The 16,263-nt window shown below is 47.9% G+C and carries 11 protein-coding genes; 5 read left to right on the top strand and 6 right to left on the bottom strand.

Features of this window, described 5'->3' with window-relative positions; genetic code table 11:
- Positions 1–21 precede the first annotated feature (21 nt).
- Positions 22–867, top strand: coding sequence for an AraC family transcriptional regulator (locus DW103_RS14940; RefSeq protein ID WP_122277554.1), 846 nt, complete (start codon positions 22–24; stop codon positions 865–867).
- 8 nt (positions 868–875) lie between these two features.
- Here the strand turns inward: DW103_RS14940 and DW103_RS14935 are convergent, their stop codons facing one another.
- The 3 genes from DW103_RS14935 to DW103_RS14925 all read right to left on the bottom strand — a co-directional run bounded on the left by DW103_RS14935 (position 876) and on the right by DW103_RS14925 (position 8,138).
- The gene (locus DW103_RS14935; protein WP_122277552.1) at positions 876–5,342 is read right to left on the bottom strand and encodes a hypothetical protein; all 4,467 of its coding nucleotides are present in this window, start codon (positions 5,340–5,342) and stop codon (positions 876–878) included.
- A gap of 87 nt (positions 5,343–5,429) precedes the next feature.
- Complete coding sequence (locus DW103_RS14930; protein WP_122277550.1) at positions 5,430–6,002, bottom strand: hypothetical protein; 573 nt, start codon at positions 6,000–6,002, stop codon at positions 5,430–5,432.
- Between the two features lie 144 nt (positions 6,003–6,146).
- Positions 6,147–8,138: a tetratricopeptide repeat protein gene (locus tag DW103_RS14925; protein ID WP_122277548.1), complete on the bottom strand. Its 1,992-nt coding sequence runs from the start codon at positions 8,136–8,138 to the stop codon at positions 6,147–6,149.
- Between DW103_RS14925 and DW103_RS18495 the strand changes: the two genes are divergently transcribed.
- Complete coding sequence (locus DW103_RS18495) at positions 8,126–8,500, top strand: hypothetical protein (RefSeq protein ID WP_233545706.1); 375 nt, start codon at positions 8,126–8,128, stop codon at positions 8,498–8,500. The two genes, DW103_RS14925 and DW103_RS18495, sit on opposite strands and share 13 nt — an antisense overlap.
- Before the next feature lie 127 nt (positions 8,501–8,627).
- Here the strand turns inward: DW103_RS18495 and DW103_RS14915 are convergent, their stop codons facing one another.
- From DW103_RS14915 to DW103_RS14905, 3 genes are all read right to left on the bottom strand, one after another.
- On the bottom strand, positions 8,628–10,094 hold the full coding sequence (locus tag DW103_RS14915) for a glycoside hydrolase family 125 protein (RefSeq protein ID WP_122277546.1): 1,467 nt from the start codon (positions 10,092–10,094) through the stop codon (positions 8,628–8,630).
- Positions 10,095–10,102: 8 nt separating this feature from the next.
- Positions 10,103–11,236 carry a glycoside hydrolase family 76 protein gene (locus DW103_RS14910; RefSeq protein WP_233545709.1) on the bottom strand — a complete coding sequence of 378 codons (1,134 nt, stop codon included), beginning with the start codon at positions 11,234–11,236 and terminating at the stop codon, positions 10,103–10,105.
- Between the two features lie 182 nt (positions 11,237–11,418).
- A complete protein-coding gene (locus tag DW103_RS14905; protein ID WP_233545708.1) occupies positions 11,419–13,569 on the bottom strand; it encodes a hypothetical protein in 2,151 nt (716 codons plus the stop codon).
- 637 nt (positions 13,570–14,206) lie between these two features.
- On the opposite strand from DW103_RS14905, the gene DW103_RS14900 reads away from it, so the two are divergent.
- The 3 genes from DW103_RS14900 to DW103_RS14890 all read left to right on the top strand — a co-directional run bounded on the left by DW103_RS14900 (position 14,207) and on the right by DW103_RS14890 (position 16,174).
- Positions 14,207–14,794, top strand: coding sequence for an FKBP-type peptidyl-prolyl cis-trans isomerase (locus tag DW103_RS14900; protein ID WP_122277541.1), 588 nt, complete (start codon positions 14,207–14,209; stop codon positions 14,792–14,794).
- Between the two features lie 14 nt (positions 14,795–14,808).
- Entirely contained in the window at positions 14,809–15,534 is a 726-nt protein-coding gene (locus DW103_RS14895; RefSeq protein ID WP_122277539.1) for an FKBP-type peptidyl-prolyl cis-trans isomerase, read from the top strand.
- Between the two features lie 172 nt (positions 15,535–15,706).
- On the top strand, positions 15,707–16,174 hold the full coding sequence (locus DW103_RS14890) for an Lrp/AsnC family transcriptional regulator (RefSeq protein WP_122277537.1): 468 nt from the start codon (positions 15,707–15,709) through the stop codon (positions 16,172–16,174).
- Positions 16,175–16,263 lie beyond the last annotated feature (89 nt).

Here is a 16,263-nt window from a genome sequence, read left to right as displayed (position 1 = left end):
AATTAATATGAAGAGAAAAAGATGAAAGAAGAAATACCCAAACTGGACCTTCCTGTCAACTTCATTGTAGGCGATAATATTACCAGCGACTTGCTGAATTCGTACGGACGCTTTCCCGGTAAAATCAAAGCCGGTATATTCGTGCTTTGTATGAAAGGACACATCCGTGCCACGATTAATTTGTCGGAATACGATATAGGACCGAACAGTTTTGTCGCCCTTCCTCCCAGTAGTTTTCTTCAGATACATGAGGTCGTAGGAGAGATTCAGCTTTATTTTGCCGGCTTTTCTTCCGGGTTCATGGAGAGTGTTAATTATATCAAGTCGGCAATGGACTTCCTGCCGATATTGGTGGAGAACCCGGTTGTCCCGTTGCCGGAGGATGTCGTTTCCGTTTACGAAGATGCTTTCCGTCTGTTGTTAAAGGCTTATGCGTTGCCCAATACGAGTAGCAACATAGATATTACCCGTTCCGTCCTGAACCTGTTTTTGCAAAGCACCTCCGAGCTATATAAGAATTTCACTCAGTGGAGACAGTTGAACATGAGCCGGGAGAACGAGATTTACAAAGAGTTCGTGCAGTCCATCATGGAGCATTATGTGAAAGAGCATTCTGTCTCTTTCTATGCGAAAAAGCTGGGTATCACCTTACCTCATCTTTGCGCGACCATTAAAAAGGTAACAGGGGTGACTCCGATGAGCATTATCACCAACGTCATTATTATGGATGCAAAAGCTCAGCTGAAGTCGACGGATATGTCTGTGAAACAAATCGCCTATTCGCTGAGCTTTAACAATCTTTCCTTCTTCAATAAGTATTTCCGGCAACATGTAGGGATGACTCCGCAGGAGTACCGGAACAGTTAATCCGAAGTTTATTCCCTAATCATTATCTTGTATGTTTTCCCTTTCAGGGTGAGCAGGTACAAGCCCGGAGCAAGTGTCCGCTTCGTCTCTCCGGCGGGAATGTCGAGCCTCTGCTTCAGGCTTCCCGCAAGGGTGTAGATGTCGATGCGCGCCGGTGTATCGGTATAGATGCAGAGGGTGGAGCCTTGCGTCCATACTTTTGTGCCGGATGTGATTTGGGCATTGTCCACCGACGGGTCTTCGTCAGGCAGGATACCGGTGATACTGACGGTGATGTCATCGTCTATATCGGTAATCACGTACACTCCATCCGATATACGTGGTTCGAGTGTCTCTCCGCGGCTGGTGGTGACAACAGGAACGGAGCGTTCCCGGTATCCTTCTTCTACTGTCAGGGTAAATTCGTAACTCCTGTATTCCAATATCCGGTATTCGCCGGCGGCCGGGTCGGTAGTGACACCTTCTACGGCTGGGAGCGTGACGTAATAGTACGAGGGTGGTGGAGGAGGCGGAGGTGTCGACTTCTTCGTGTACAGGATACCGAAGGGACTGAAGTTCTTTACCTCGAATTCGAGGCCGCGGCTTGTCTTTTTCAGTTTGCTCGTTTCATCGGCAGCATCCTCCGTGTAGACAGTGGTTGTGCCGTCCGACTTCAGGTGGACGATGACGAAAGGCTTGTTCTTGTCCGCTTTCTTCGGATAGGGGTAGATAACGGTGCAGCTTTCTCCCGGCTGGACCGGTTTCATGGAGGCGACTGCGCCATCGGCATCATACGTGACCTTCACCAATGCGATTTCGGCATAGATGATTTCCTTGCCACCGGTAGACGGCAGGGTATCGATGGTTGCCTGAATATCCTTTTCCCGTTCTTCGGGGAGGTCGCCGGTGATTAGTTTAAAAGCGGCATTATTTTCCGAGTCCGTCAAACTGCCACCTACTACGGTAGGCTTGTCTACCGGCGTTTCGGGCAGGTCGCTGATGTCTTTGACAGGTACGGTGGCTGTCGTGTCGGCAGGGGTAACGCTGCCATCGGCTTCGAAAGAGGCTGTGATAGTGAAGGCACCCTTCGGGACGATCAGTTTGCCATCGTTGATGTCGATGTTACCGGGTGAACTGGGAACTTGGGCTTTGTTTATTGTTGCCGTATAAGCTTTCAGTTTGTAGCCGGGGATGGCGTTGTTTTTCAGGACCAACGTGGCGCCGATGGGGAATACGTCATTGTTTTTTACAGCGGAGTCGCCACAGAAGACAAGTAGCTGGCCGCCGCTTTCCGGTTGCTCCAGGGTGACGGCACTGGCTTCTTGTACTTTGGTAAAGACGGAAACACCATTTTCAGCCGGAGCCTGGAAGTCGAGGACGAAGTTCCCACCTTCCTCTTTCCCTTGCAGGGCGGCAAGCGGCTCACTATCTTCATTTGATTTCCAATAATTATACGTATTACCGGGAATGACAAGGCAGGCAAAATTCTCTCCCTCTGGCCGCTGTTTTGCCGAAGACTCCTTGTCTGTACCGGTTATTAAGAAGTAATCGCTCTCCTGAGGATAATCTTCTGCGAAACGCCATTCCATCCATGCGTTTTCCAGTGTGGCGGGCTCGTTGTTATGGATAACTTCTCCGGCGGAGGAAAGGGCGATGTTGGTAGTTTCCGGATTGTCATCTACCGTCAGCGTCCCGCTGTTGTCGAGGGCATATATCCCTGTGGAGGGAGTGCTTTCGGTAGCGGAACATTGTATCAGCCAATCCGATTCACCTTTCAGTGTCAGCGTCCCCTTGTTGACGAAGGTGGAGGCATCCGTGCTTGTTAGAGACTGGTTGCCTTTTGCTTTGATAATCATTTGGCATCCTTCATTGATGGTCAGGGCGGAGCCTGTGGTGGGTGCCAACTTGACGTCTTGCAGGATTAATGTAGGGGTGCCTTTATCTATGGAGGATACGAGCAGGGAATGGGTAAAATTGTTTTTACTCTCATCGCTTGTGACAATACCGTTGAAAATGGTCTCGTTTCCACTTTCCCCTATCTTATACGTCCACTGCCCTTCCTTGTAGTTCAGGGTGATGTCGTCATTTTTGTCTTGTGTGAGAACTAAAGATTGGTGAGCATACTCTAAATAATCGCTTGCCGCTAATGAAGGCTGAGTAGACTGCCACTCGCTGCCGTCTGTCTGTTTCAGTTGGGGCAGGTTGGTGTCGTCGAATTTCCAGTTATTATCGTTCCCGGTCCAAGCTGTTTCTAATGTATCGCGGTAGGTTTCCAGATAGACATTGGCTCCGTCTTGATTGGTGGGAGTTCCTTCTATCTGTATATTGGGAGACAGTTGGATGCGCGTACCGGCATAATTGCTGCCAGTCGGTGTATTGGCTGAAATACGACGTAAATAGATTTCGTCACGACTTGGAGCCGTCAGTCCTTTGTTCAGTGCCAGGCAGTTTGATATAATTGAGTTATCGTTGGATTTGTTCCCGATTCCGGCTACATAATTACTTTTGCCGCTTCCGCTGTTTTCTATTTTTACGGAGCCTGTTGCGAAACAATTCAATATTTGGCTTTTTTGGAGATAACCGGCTATACCGCCTGCATCGCCATCTCCGGAATCATTATATGAAAGTTCGACATCGACCGTGGAATAGCAGTTCCGGATGGTTAGATCTGGAGTTTGATTGTTTGAATTGGCTAAGTAACCGGCAACTCCTCCCGTACGTATGTAACAGTTATTACTTCCTTTAATCTTACTATTGCTTGTTTCGCCAGTTACGAAGCAATTGGATATAATGCCAGGCTGACCTGTAAGCATTCCTGCAATACCGCCGAGACCGCTGGACATCAAATTCGCGGATGTAGGGGAATAACTTATTCCCCGCTCATCTATTATTACCCCCAAGTTTTGTATCGTTGCGCTCTCTATCACTCCAAAAAGGCCTACGCCACTTGTATAGTTATTAATTGCTATAACATCATCGTTGCCATTGATGTATAAGCCGGAAATATTATGTCCGCATCCATCGAATGTACCTCTGAATGTACCTTTGAATGTCTTATTAGATACATCACTGAAGTCTTTGGGATAAACCCCTATCGGTATCCAACTGTCATTGAAAGGACTGTTTGAGTAAAAAGCTGGATCATCCATGGAAATATCTTTCTTCAGTTTTATCGTACAGTCTTTGAAGCCGGCTTTTTCGGGGAAGTACTTGCCGTCTTCGTCATTTGTTCTGGTTTTTCCGTTGTTCGTTACCCATGCGAGCCAGGCAAGACCTGCGGATGAACTGATAGTATAGGTGGTGCCGGAGACTGAAACATTATTAGATTCCCCTTCACCGACGGAGGCTGTCGACGCATATTCGGTCCAGTCGGCATAATAAATCTTGAAGGATGCAAGATTGTACACTGGCTCAGAAGAACCTTGCTTTGTGAATGGCGCTTGGAATTCCGTGTAATCCTTATAATCCTTACCGTTTCCGGTTCTTTGTTTGCCATCCATCCAAAGCGTATATTTTTTACCGCTTTCCGCATTGAAGGAAAAAGCTTTCGACAAGCCGTCGGCCGTAAAGGTTTTGACAGCCGGAGTAGCGTATGTTTGCGTCTGCTCATTGTATTCTCTCACTTCCACCGTTTTCCCCTTTTCGGGAGTGAACAGGAATACCCATTCAAGGAAAGGGGAGGCGACAGTACCATATTGGGAAATTGCGCCCGGTGCGGAGCATTTGATATCAGCTCCTTCGGCACAGGACAGGGTGGCGGATGATATATTTATGGGACCACAAGTCGTCTTATGTTCCCTGCTAAGATGCGCTGTTATCTCTATTTTCCCTTGGAGAGTTGTGTAAACAGGGTAAGTCGATGAACCGGATAGGTCTATACCATACATATAAGTCCCGGTACCTTCTCCTGTTTTTTCAATCTTCAGGCCATTCTGACCTCCATCCAAAATCAGTGTGCCGGAACCATACTCTATTGTTGATGCAAATAGACTCCCTTTCCCATTACTTGTAAGCGTGCTTGCCGCTGTTGTTTGGATGCGGATTGGATAATTTGTCTTATCCAAAGGTGTTGTGATTACGCAGCCCGGAACGGTATAGTTTACCCCGTCCAAAGTGAGGGTCGGGTAATTGCTTTCGTTGCCTGTATCAGTATCGCTTTTTTTGTTTTGGAGCGTGATGGTGAAACCGTTGGCATTTGTTCCGGTCAGCGTTCCGTTGAATTGGACGGCTTGGCCGGAGCCAATCTGATAGGTCCATTTCCCGTCGGCGGTGTAGGTCACGGTGGTTGCCGCGGTGATGTTGCTGATGTCTAAACTGGCTGGTATAGACGGCGGGTCTGTGTCCTGGCTTGCAGCCATAGCCGCGAACGGCAATATCGACAGGGCATACAGCATGATGCTGTAAAGCCGGGCGGCGTGCTTAACAAACGCCGCCCGGCTTTTAATTGTATGGAATAATGATTTATTCATTCCTCCGATTTGTTTTGCTAATCCCATGATAATTGGATTTAAGATGTTTATACTTGTGAAATTATATCTCTATCTCTTTTGTATAGTCCCGATTTCGGGCTTCGCGATGCTTTCTCACTCCAGTTTCCGTATCCATTCGTCCATCGTGTCGTTTTCGCCGAGCGGAAGCTTGCGTTTGAGACGCGAACGGAAGGTGTAGATGGTATTACTGTCGATATCGAGTGTGTGTACTATTTCTTTGTTTTTCAGGTTGAGCTTGATGAGGACACAGAGGTTTTCCTCGCCTTCGGTGAGGCCGGGCACTGCTTCCCGGAGTTTTTCGATGAACTTGGGCGATTTCGTCTCAAGCTCCCGACGGTAACTTTTCGGTGTGCCGGCCACGGGTTGGGAGGCTTGGGTACGGTTTGCCTCATGCTGCCGGATTTGTTCCAGTGTATCCATAATCTCGCGTTCTATACGATGAATTCGCTCGTGGGAAGAGCGGATATTCCGGTTGTATTGCATAATGCTTACGATTAGGTAACTGGCGAGCAACAGGATGATGCCGCCTATCGGAAGGAATAATCGAGGGGGTACGATTGCACCGTCCAGTATGCGATTAACGAAATAGAGGACGGCAACGATTATCGTCCATCCCAACAACAATATCAACATGACTATTTTCCGTGTGCCTTTTATCTTTTTCATTTCAGTGACGAAACTATGGAAAGGCAAAGGATAATGAAAGGTTTCCCTATTGATAGTTTTCTGTACAAAAGTCTGTACAAATGATTAAGGGATTGGTTATAAATGAATTGTGTCGGCTGTTCGGCGCCTTTTCTTTCAAGGGATTCAGAGATTTCGGAAGTATTCTTCGAGAGAAATGCCTTTATCTATCTCCATTTTTTTGCGTAAACGGGAGCGTGAAGAGTGTACGCTGGGACGATTATTACCCAGCGCGAAAGCGATTTCTTCGGTGTTTAGCTTTAGCCGTATCAACATCGCCAACAATTCTTCGGAACGGGTGATGGTCGGACATATATCGCGCAGGCGGGAGAGGAATTGGGGATGGATGATACCGAACTGATGACGGAAATTCTGTTCCTCTTCGAGCGTCAGCAAGCGAGGTGAGAGGCTGTTGATGACCTCTTGCAAACAACTTTGGGCGTCACTGTGTTCGAGTTTGTCACGCAGTTCCTCATTTTTGCGGTTCAATTCCTGCCGTTCGTTCAGCATTAGGCGGAGCTGGTGCTCTTTTTCTTCGATTATCAGTTGGGCTTCCTGCTGGCGAATGAGGTCGAGTTCATGCTGCTTGTTGTCCGCTTCGTGCTGCATCTTCAGGGCACGGTGGCGCATTACAATCCAGAGGGCGAAGATACCGCCGAGGAGGATGAGGGCGATGCCGAAGACGGTATAGAATTCGAGCGTGCGCTGTTTGAGCTGTACTTCGGAGCGGAGGAGCTGGTTGGCTTGTTCTTTTTCACGTGTTTCATATTTGACGCGGAACTGCGAGATGAGGGCGGCGTTGCGTTGCAGGGTGAACAGGCGGTTGGCTTCTTCGGCGCGTTCGAAATAGGTGGTTGCATCGGCATAACGGTTTGTCCGGGTATAGAGCCGGGCGAGGCCGAAGTATATGTGACGCTGTTCGTTCAGCAGCTTGTTTTTTTCGACATAGTCGCAACAGGCGCGATAGGCTTCGATGGCCAGGGCGGTTTCGCCTCTGCCTGCCAGGGCGTCACCGAGGAGGCGGAGAGCCAGGGTGTTGAGGTGGTCGGGCACGGCAGCTTGCAGTTGTCCGAGTTGTCTACGGGCGTCGGCGGCGAGGGACTGCGTGTCCTGCCGGCTTGTCTGCAAGTGATAGATGTTGCGGAAGTTGTCGTAAAGTTGCCGGTAATAGTTGCTCTGCTCCTTCTCCGGGAGATAGGCGGCGATGCTGTCGAGTAGGGCAGGGACGTGCAGGGTGTCGCCTTGTTGTAGGGCGTGGCAGGCGGTGCGGGTGAAGCAGCGGAGACTGGCTTCGGGCACTCCGCTTTGGCGGGCGGCATCGAGGGCGAGGGAGAGGTGGGTTTCCACCTCGTCTTCCAGTCCCCAGGCGTTGTATAGCTCGACGATGTTGATTTCGGCGGTACAAAGCCCGTAGGGGATGTTTTTGATGACTTCGGTACGGAGCAGTTCGTCGTAGGCAGCAAGGCTTTTCTCAAATTCACCTATCTGCTGGTATTGCCAGATGAGGTTGCCGAGGACGAATACGATGTTGGGGTTGTTCTCCATCTTGCGGAGGATGGCTAAGCTTTTCGTGTTGCAGTCGATGGCTTTGCCGATTTGTCCGACCTGGTTGTAGATAACAGACGAGATGGCGTAGTCGGCGTAAAGCTGGTCGTCGCTCCTTCCGTTGTTGGGCCGTGCCAGCGTGCTGTCGATGATGGCGACGGCTTTGTCCGGGCGGGCAGCTTCGTAGAGGGAATAGGCGAGGCATATCTCGATGTCGCGGGGAGAATGGCGGACAATCCAGAATCGGTTCTCTTCGTGGAGACGGGTGAAATAGCCTGCTCCGTCTTCCCTGCGATTGTCGAAGATGTAACAATACATGAGTTGCAGCAGTCCGTCGGCTAATGTGACGGAGGCTTGTTCGCATCCTTCGGGCGGGGTGAGTGCAATCAGTTTCTCGTATTGGGCGATGGCTTCCGGATAGTTGTTCTTCTGTTGCGCTTCTTGCGCTTGGGCGAAAAGGGCTTTGCTTTGTTTGTCGAAATCCTCGCATGGAGCGGGTGTTGCCGCTTGTTCGCTTCGAACAGGGAAAGCGCAGATGAGGGATATGAACAGGAGAATGAATGAAGTCTTCATGGGTATTGAATTATATACTTGCAAAAGTATGTAATTCTGGTTGGTTTTCAATAGTAATCTGTTACTTTTCTCTTGACAGAAAAGTAACCAAAAGGTCAAGGCTTCAGCGGCTAGGCTACTCCGGCAAAAGACTACGCTCGACCAGCGGAACTCGCTTCGCTCAAACAGCCGCTGCTCTTTCCGCTTCGTCTTTTACCTTCGCTTCACGCCTACCCGCAGAGGCCGTCCATAAGAAAGCGGAGCTTTCTCTTAGAATGGCTGATGCCGACACCTATATAACAGGCGGTATCAGCCATTCCAAAAGGAAGCTCCGCTTCCTGTCTCCGGCCTCAACTGGTGAGCGTGAAGCGCAGAGACCGTAGTGAGCGTCCGGAGCAGATGTTGTTTGAGCGAAGCGAGTTCATCTGCTACAGCGAACGAAGGGAACGAAGTAGCTCGCCAGGTGCGGCCTTGACCTTTTGATTACTTTTCTGTCAAGAGAAAAGTAATTTAAAGATTATTTAAAATATTCGTTTTCCCTTCATTCACCAACCGGTAAATCATTTCGCCGAAAAGCGTGTTCACCCATGCGAACCAGGGACGGGTGAAGTTCTTCGAGTCGTCTACCTGGAAGGCTTCGTGCATGAAGCCGGTGTCGGCATCCGTATCGCGAAGCATCTTGACGCATTTGCGGATTTCTTCGTTGTCGTTTGTCGTATTGCAACGCATGATGATGGACATCGGCCAGATAAAGCCGAAACCGATATGCGGACCGCCGATGCCTTCGCCGTCTTTTCCTTTGAAGAAATAAGGGTTCGCATCGCTCAGGACCAGACGGCGGGTATTCTGGTAGACCGGGTCGTTGATTTCGACACAGCCCAGGTAAGGCAGTGCCAGCAGGCTCGGAACATTTGCGTCGTCCATGAAGACATGGTTGTGGTAACCGTCTACTTCGAATGCATATACTTTACCGAATTCAGGATGTTCGATGATACCGTATTTTTCGATGGCGGCTTGTACTTCATCAGCGAGGGAGTCGCACTGACGGGCAAAGTCGTTGTCGTGCTTGATTTCGCGCATCATTTCGGCTAATTGACGCAGAGATGTTACGGCAAACAGGTTCGATGGAATCAGGAAGCCGAACAGGGTAGCGTCGTCCGACGGACGGAAAGAGGAGACGATTAGTCCGACCGGCTTTACCGGGCTGCCGTAACCGAAGTTAAGCAGGGTGTCGCCCTGACGGTCGGTTTTGCGGGTAAACTTGTACGGGCCGAGGTCGTCTTTGCGTTGCTGTTCGATGAAAGTACGGTAAACGGCTTTCATAGCTTTGTCCCATTCGGCATCGAAAGGAGTGGTGTCGCCTGTCTTTTTCCAGAAATGGTAAGCCAAGCGGATGGGGTAGCAAAGAGAGTCGATTTCCCATTTGCGCTCGTGCAGTTCCGGCTTCATGTCGGTATTGTCGCTTTCCCAGTCGCTACCGGTCGGGCCTTCGTTGAAACCGTTTGCATACGGGTCGATGTTGATACACCAAGTCTGGCGGTTGATAACGCCGGCCAGCATTGTCTTCACTTTCGGGTCGTCGTTCGCAAACTGGATATGCGGGAATACCTGTGCGGACGAGTCACGCAGCCACATGGCAGGGATGTCGCCGGTCAAGACGAATGTGTCGGGCTTGCCGTTTTTCATTTTGTGTTCGCAAGTGGTGTCCAGCGTATTCGGGAAACAGTTTTCGAACATCCAGGCCAGTTTCGGGTCTTTCAGTTTTGCCTTTGTCGTAGCGATAGCTTTTTCTACGGCGTCGGAGGTAAATTGGCGTTTTGCCAATGGAGGACGTTTGCAGACATATTGCATGGAAGCGGCTACGCCGGCAGTTCCGTTTTCGGCTTCGTTTACCAGATGGGCGAACGACTTTTGGCCAACCATCAGACCGGCCAGTGACAGACCGCCTGTTTTCAGAAAGTTTCTTCGTGTAGTCATGTTGTTGTTTATTTAATGTTACTGATTTCGCAGAATAATTCAATCATACAGGCATTGTCGAGGAGCCATTTATGCTTTTTCGTCTTGATGCCGGTCCAGTCGTTGTCGAGGAAACCGTTTTCGTCGCGGGTATGATTCCATGCGTAACGGGCGTTCTCTGCCATTGTCCGGATGTATTCAGGGTTTTTGTCGATTTCATAGAGAGCCGTCAGACCACGTAGCAGGATGACATTGAACCAGGGGCTGGCGGTATAGAAACGAGTCTCTTTGCCGTCTACATCACGCATTTCCGTGAAACGTTGGTAAGCTCCCTGGGCTGTTTCCTGTGCGTCTTTCAGGTAAGCTTCGTCGCCGGACTCCTGATAGAGAAGTACGCCGGCTTGTATCATCTGACCGCTGTTGTACGTATATTTGGCCTTGTCTACACTACCGTTCAGGCGGACGTTATCCCAGTAGACACAATCTTCGGGGTCGCGGAGATTCTGTTTGGTCCAGTCGTATGTTTTCTTTGCTTGCGCCAGATAATCCGGATTCTTCGTGAGATTATAGAGTTTCATGCAAAGCACGGCTGCCGGCGCGTTGGAACAGGTGTTTTTAGAAGTCTTTTTTTGTTCGCACCAGTAGATACCGCCACCCAGCACATCGTCCCATCCGCTGAAGATGTATTTGTAGAGGGCTTCCGCTTTCTCCAGATATTTTTTGTCTTGAGTCAGGCCGTACAAGTCGCAGAAGTCGATTGCGAGCCAGTCGTTGTCGTCGTAGAAGCGGTCGCTTTCGCCGTTGAACATCGGATAACTCTGGTAGCAGAACGGTTCGCGCATGTTATCCCAATATAGTTCCAGCCCCGGAAGGATACGTTCTTCCAGCACTTTCAGATACCGGGCATCACCGGTTGTCTTGTAAAGGGCAATCCCTCCGGACAACATGCCGGAATATGGCCAGAGGAAAGATACTTCCTGTTCGCGTTTCTGTTCCGCACCTTCTGCCAGATAGGTTACCTGGTTGTGGGGATTTACGGGGTAAGTCTCCTGCAATAAGCCGTATTTTTCGACGTTGTATTTTGTCAGGATGTTGTTGAGCATGGAGTCGGCTATGGCGACATCATGGTTTGCTTCCTGTACTGCCGGCTGGTTGCACGACATGCTGCCGAGTAGACAACTACAGAGTAAAATAGATAAATTTTTAAGTTTCATGGATTATAATTCGTTAGTCTAAAGATTAAAAACTGCGGCAAAGATAATATTTTATTTAGATATTCCGGGGCTGATTTATTCGATAATGCCCGGCCCCGGAATATCTGGCTTTCAATATCAAAGTGAGCCGCTTACCAGTTGAATGAAACATGGATACCTTCGGGATTATTCTCGAAGGTTAACAGGCACGTCTTGCTTGCTTTGTCCCATTGGCTGCCACCGGCAATCTTTTGCCCGTTTGCATCGGCTATTACCACCTCTTTGGGGGCGGCAGGCAACAATACGCGCATTACGTTTGTCGTGTTGAGCGGACTTTTTGCTACAAACGAATAAGTATTCCGGGTCGCTTTTTCGTCATATACGCGGGCTGCTCCGCATAATACCTGCGGTTGATTCCGGTTTTCCACGCGGTTGATGTCTATCAGGAAAGCTTGTTCGCCGGGATTGACTACTTTTTCGTTTAATACAGGGAGTTCAGGGTCGAACAAATCAATCAGCTTGCCTTTGATTGTATAAGCCTCATTGCTGATTACGCCCTCATCCAATACTGCCGCCAAGTCATAAAAGCCTCTTTCCAGATAGAAATTGTTTTTGAATTGGAGCGTACCGGCGTTGGCTTTCTCTTCATAGAGGCGTTTTACGGTTGCGACGTAATCTGTATCCGCGTTCTCTTTCAGGACAAACTCTTTCGGGTCTTGACGGATAACATAGATGGTCCCTTTGCCGTACGTATATTCGCCTTCCTTGGCGTCTTTATCGATGCCCATCAACCGGAACAGGTGCTCTGATGGTGTCTTGAACTTTTCTTCACCTTGATTCCACCATTCCTGTACGGATTGGAAAGGGTCTGTGTCGCGCGTGCTGTAGACCAATACGCCGCCGTTGTTTACCCATTCGGCAATGTGTTTGTGTACCTCTTTATCCAAAGGTTTCATATTGGAATAAGTCATCAAGAGGACTTTCGTGTTTTTCCACGTTTCCGGATATGCTACATTTTCCAGATGTAACAGATGTACGGGAACTCCTCGTTTCAGGAAAGGCAATGCCTGCCCGTAGAAATTGGATAATTGCGGGTCGTCGTATCCGGCTATCGGTTGCGGGGCACGCTGGAACATAAGCGAGTTTGCCATCAGGACGCTGATACCGGAGGAACCGGACACTTTGTTGCCGGACAGCGGCATATTGTTCAGCGAGTTAATCATGACCTGCATCTGCGTGGAATAGAAACGCGGGATATGAGCCTTCTCTTCGCTGTTTGCACTGGTGCGGTACAGGCCTTCGTAGATACGGTCCGGCCATGGCATTACTTCGTAGTTGTTATTGTTCGGATAAAGCAACTTTGCCGTGAAAGTAGCCTGATAGTTCTTTTTATAGTCCGCCCAGTCGCGTGGCCAGTCTTCAATCGGGTCGGTCAGGAAGAATACTTTGCGGCCTGTGGGGGCTGTCATAGATTCCATACATCCGTATTCCAGAAAGGCGGTTTCGAATACACGCTCTTTCGCCACTCCGTTGAAATAGTTCGGTTCACGGGAAGTCCCGGTCCAGACTTGGGCAATGTACCCGTCTACGCAGGGAAGAGAGGCGAGGCTTGCTTCCGGACTTACAATTTGCCATTGTGAATAATTCACCAGCGAGTGAGTCGGTACGTAGCAACGAACATCCATTCCTTTGCTTTTCCCGTATTCTTTCGCGTAGGTGAAACATTCGTTCAGTGCCCGGTAGTATAGGTGATATTTCAGCTTATTCGCCAGATAGGTATTTTCGGCTGTTTCATGCTGTGGACGCCAGTCGAAACCGTAATATTCTTTCCATTCCCGTTTGAACGCCTCGCTATAACCTCCGCGTGCCCAGAATTCAGGTTCCTCCAGGTAGATTGCATCGATGCCGGCATCGATCACGCGCTTGATATGTCTTTCCTGCATATATTTGATGAAATTCATGGAAGGAACGATATAAGGAACCATCCGGCCGTGCCAGATTGTATCTCCCTTTTGCGTCACCTGCCCTTCGTCCAGATGCCATTTGCCATCCCATTCGCCGGTGAAATAATCTTTATATTCTCCCCACGCGATACCGGTCATGAAGTGCGTGATATACCCTCTGTCCCGCCAACTTTGTACACGTTGTTCGAAAGTCAGCCCGGAACGTTTTTCCGAAGGGTTTCCACCTACTCCATAAACGATGGCGACATCCGCCCGCACATCGGTAACCGGTTTCCAGGGCTGTCCGGTCTGAAAGGCTGTTTTTTCCCTTCTTTCGGGCTGATTGGTATCGTTTGCCATTTTTACTGGTTGGCAGGAGGTTGTTAATGAAGAAAAAACAATACATCCGCTGACCAATGCTTTTAGATTTGTTTTCATACTATATTTTTCATTTAAAAGATAACAAGGAACATCTTCAGGATGCTAAAGTACAAAATGTATCCTTAAAAATAGCACGGGAAGAGGGTTGTTTTTTCGCCTGCCCGAAATAGAAAAAGCATACGAGGAAAACTAAAATAATATGGGAGCTATTCTTATGTTGATAATTGTCGGCCAATTGGCTGATGACCGTCGGCCAGCTGGTCGATAACCGTCAGCCAACTGGCCGATAATTATCAGCCAATAAATAGCTCGGGAAGAAAATGTAGAAACATAGGGATGAAATATTGCGAAGAAAGGGCCCTTTTTCTTTTCTAATGGTCTGTGTTTCTTTTATGAAGACCTTGGAAGGAACATGTCTCCGGGGGCGGTAATGTGTGTAATTCGATTCTTTGACGCTGTGGCTGAACAATTGTTCCTCCACTCCTGTTTTTACATTCAAAAGATGTAGGTTATTTTCATATTCTGACACATCTGTAATAAAAAAATGTAGCTGATTGACGTTTTGTTGGTTAAAAGCATTACTTTTGTAGCGCACAATTAGTTGAAAAAATAAAGAATGGATAAAGTAAGTTATGCACTAGGCTTAAGTATCGGGAATAATTTCCAGAACTCGGGCATAGACAATCTTCAGATAGAGGATTTTGTAAAAGGTTTGAAAGACGTGCTTCAGGAAGCTAAGCCGGAAATCAGTTATGACGAAGCAAAGCAGGTTATCAACGACTATTTCACGGATCTTCAGAAGAAAAGACTGGAGTTGAACAAAAAGGCCGGAGAAGAATTCCTGAACATTAATAAAGGCAAAGCCGGTGTCGTAACATTACCCAGTGGTCTGCAATATCAGGTATTGCAAAAGGGAACAGGGGCAAAACCGGTTGCTTCCGACAAGGTGAAATGTCATTATCACGGAACATTGATTAACGGGACCGTATTCGATAGCTCTGTGCAGCGGGGCGAACCGGCCGTATTCGGTGTGTCGCAAGTAATCCCCGGATGGGTGGAAGCTTTGCAGATGATGGAAGTAGGCTCGAAATGGAGACTTTTTATTCCTTCCAACCTGGCTTATGGAGAGCATGGTGCAGGTGAAGCTATCGAACCGAACAGTGCTTTGGTTTTCGATGTCGAATTATTGGATATAGTGAAATAACATAATAGAGAAAAATGAAAAAGATTAGTGTATTAGTTGCTACAGCGATTGTAGCTATGAGCGTGGGGATTACTTCATGTTCTTCTGGTTCTTCCAAAAGTGCATCATTAAAAACCGCTGCAGATAGCGCGAGCTATGCTATCGGTATCAGTACGGGTGCCGGTTATAAAGAAAATTTGAAAACTTTGCCGGGTGATCCTGCAAATGTCGACGACTTGATTGCCGGCTTCGTTCAGGCTATCAAAGGTGATTCGGCTGCGATGAAAATGACTCCGCAGGCTGCTCAGGCTTATCTTCAGACTTATTTTGTAGAAGCATCAGCTAAAGAAGCAAAGAAATCAAAAGAAGAAGGTGAAAAATTCCTGGCTGAAAACAAGACAAAAGACGGTGTATTCACAACCGAAAGCGGTTTGCAATATAAAGTTGAAAAAGAAGGAGCAGGAGCAAAACCTGTAGTAGGAGATAAAGTGAAAGTTCATTATACCGGAACTTTGCTGGACGGAACCGTATTCGACAGTTCTGTAGAACGCGGCGAACCGGCTGAATTCGCACTTGACCGGGTAATTCCGGGTTGGACGGAAGTTCTGCAGTTGATGCCGCTGGGTTCCAAATATGTCGTTTGGGTTCCTTCCGATTTAGCTTATGGCGAACGTGGTTACCAAGGTATCAAACCGAATACTACTTTGAAGTTTGAACTTGAATTACTTGATATCGTAAAAGACGAACCGGCTAAAAAGTAACGAACTGTCTTTTTAGACATAAATTAAGCGGGCAAAATATGCTAAAAAGCATTTTTTGCCCGCTTTTATTATTTATTCTCTACTTTTTTCTTTCATAATGATATGAGATTGAAATTAATTATATACTTTTGATACATTAAATCTAAAAGAAAAGGAAGTAAAGCAATTAGAAATGGAAAAGATAGACAAACTGGACCGGCAGATATTGAACATTATTTCAAAAAATGCCAGGATTCCTTTCAAGGATGTAGCCGAAGAGTGTGGCGTTTCTCGTGCCGCTATTCATCAACGGGTGCAACGCATGATTGATATGAATGTGATCGTTGGGTCAGGCTATCATATTAATCCGAAGATTTTAGGCTATAACACTTGTACTTATATCGGAGTGAAACTGGAACGTGGCTCTATGTATAAGGATGTAGTGCCGGAGTTTGAGAAAATACCGGAAGTGGTGGAATGCCATTTCACAACAGGTCCGTACACGATGCTCATCAAATTGTATGCACGTGACAACGAACATCTGATGGAATTGTTGAATACCAAAATCCAGGAAATACCGGGAGTGACGGCTACGGAAACGTTGATTTCGCTGCGTCAAAGTGTGAAACGGGAAATTCCTATCTGCGAGATTAAAGAGTAAAATAAATATGTCAACAAATGGCCCGGCCTCTGAGAAGTCGCCGGGTTTTTTTATATCTTTGTGTTGTTTTTGATTCTTCTTTCCGAGAG

This window comes from Parabacteroides sp. AM08-6 (genome assembly GCF_003473295.1).
Lineage (GTDB): Bacteria > Bacteroidota > Bacteroidia > Bacteroidales > Tannerellaceae > Parabacteroides.
This window is presented reverse-complemented; position numbering and strand designations above follow the sequence as displayed.

Coding starts and splice junctions, on each gene's coding strand:
- DW103_RS14940 (WP_122277554.1), top strand. CDS start 22: ATGAAAGAAGAAATACCCAAACTGGACCTTCCTGTCAACTTCATTGTA.
- DW103_RS14935 (WP_122277552.1), bottom strand. CDS start 5,342: ATGGGATTAGCAAAACAAATCGGAGGAATGAATAAATCATTATTCCAT.
- DW103_RS14930 (WP_122277550.1), bottom strand. CDS start 6,002: ATGAAAAAGATAAAAGGCACACGGAAAATAGTCATGTTGATATTGTTG.
- DW103_RS18495 (WP_233545706.1), top strand. CDS start 8,126: ATGAAGTCTTCATGGGTATTGAATTATATACTTGCAAAAGTATGTAAT.
- DW103_RS14925 (WP_122277548.1), bottom strand. CDS start 8,138: ATGAAGACTTCATTCATTCTCCTGTTCATATCCCTCATCTGCGCTTTC.
- DW103_RS14915 (WP_122277546.1), bottom strand. CDS start 10,094: ATGACTACACGAAGAAACTTTCTGAAAACAGGCGGTCTGTCACTGGCC.
- DW103_RS14910 (WP_233545709.1), bottom strand. CDS start 11,236: ATGTCGTGCAACCAGCCGGCAGTACAGGAAGCAAACCATGATGTCGCC.
- DW103_RS14905 (WP_233545708.1), bottom strand. CDS start 13,569: ATGGCAAACGATACCAATCAGCCCGAAAGAAGGGAAAAAACAGCCTTT.
- DW103_RS14900 (WP_122277541.1), top strand. CDS start 14,207: ATGGATAAAGTAAGTTATGCACTAGGCTTAAGTATCGGGAATAATTTC.
- DW103_RS14895 (WP_122277539.1), top strand. CDS start 14,809: ATGAAAAAGATTAGTGTATTAGTTGCTACAGCGATTGTAGCTATGAGC.
- DW103_RS14890 (WP_122277537.1), top strand. CDS start 15,707: ATGGAAAAGATAGACAAACTGGACCGGCAGATATTGAACATTATTTCA.